Origin of the sequence: Blautia sp. HCP3S3_H10_2 (genome assembly GCF_052122375.1) — a bacterium.
Classification (GTDB): Bacteria; Bacillota; Clostridia; order Lachnospirales; family Lachnospiraceae; genus Blautia_A.
The window spans coordinates 1-1,473 of record NZ_JBQKCL010000044.1 but is presented as its reverse complement, the minus strand read 5'-3'; the positions used below and the strand labels follow the sequence as shown (position 1 = coordinate 1,473).

Annotated in this window: 1 protein-coding gene; it reads right to left on the bottom strand. The window is 48.7% G+C overall.

The window, feature by feature from the left end; genetic code table 11:
* Window positions 1-1,473 (bottom strand): IS66 family transposase (gene tnpC, locus ACTQWB_RS18640; protein ID WP_441502915.1); only part of this gene is annotated, 1,473 nt, incomplete at both ends.

Genomic DNA, 1,473 nt, shown 5'->3' with positions numbered 1-1,473 from the left:
CTTTTCAAGCGGCACTGCTCCGGTAATTCTTTTGCCCAGGGCAGGAGTTGATCAATAACGTCCGGATTTTCCAGATGATGATTGTTTGGCATTTCTGTGAGCAGATATTTCAGGTACTCATAGGTATCCAACTCATTGGCTCTGGCGCTTTCCACCAGAGTGTATAATACTCCGTTTGCAAATGCGCCGCGGGGAGTATCTGCAAACAGCCAGGCTCGCCTTGCGGTTGCAAATGGTTTTATATTTGCCTCACAATAATTGTTGCTGAGCGGAATGCGACCATCTTCCAGAAATGTCTCCAGATATTTTCTCTGGTTCTGGCAGTAGCCCAGTGCCTGCGTAAGTTTTTCATTGGTCGTGTGCATCGCAGAGGTCTTTTCTATCCACGCCCAAAAGGCATCAAGGATTGGCTGTGACGCATCCTGACGCTTCTGTTTTTTCTCTTCATAAGGGAGATCCCTGATCTCATCTTCAACCTTGAAGAGAAGATCGATGTATTCTCTTCCTTCGGCACCTTTGGAACCGGGGATCTCTTTTCCTTTTGTATCCAATGGAATGCTTTCCACAAAATACCTGCGACAGTGTGCCCAGCACAGGGCTCTCTTTATATCCGGCACCTTGTCGTAGCCAGCGTAAGCATCCGTGATCAGATACCCTTTAAACCCATCCAGCAGCTTCCGGGCATTCTCGCCGCTCCGGCTGCGGGAATAATAGAAGAATGCTCCCTGGATATCTTCACTTACTGCACTGCGCATTAACCACATAAAAGATTCACTGCTTGGAAGCTTTCCCTCTTCCTTATTACACTGGATCCGGGTTTCATCCATATGGAGTAGTCCGCATTCCAACAGCTTCTCATGGATCCTCCAGTAAACCGGTTCCAGCCATTCCTGGCTGCAGCGGATGATCCAGTTCGCCATGTTGCTTCTGGAAAGTACCAGTCCAAGACGAAACCAGTCTTTCTCCTGTCTGGCTAATGGTAGTCCCATTGCAAACTTCTGGTACATGATCTGGGCTATCAGGGATGGCGTGGAAATTGAATGTGCCAGCGGTGGCACTGGAACAGCTGCTTTCTGGAAATGGCATTTTTCATTTGGGCTGTCTTCTTCCCCACATTCTGTACACTTGGCTATCTGCTGGACGATCTGTTTCAGGATAAGTTTGGCCGGACGGAATTCAACCTCTGTGCGTACAACACGTTTTCCCACCACTTTCATCTCTCCGCCACAGACACTGCATTTTTCATCTACCGGAAGAACGTATTCCTCAACTTCCTGAGGAAAGCCTGCCAGCATTTCCTGGCGTACTCCCGGCTGGCGTGGTGTTCTGGTATATGGCTTCACGGTGATCTTTTCTTTTGAAAGGTTCAGCTGCTCGGCAAGTTCCTGGACAGATTCAAACAACGACAGCTGACCATCCATCTGAGTAACCTCAGTGGATGGTCCAAACAGTTTTTTCCGGGCATGAAGCAGC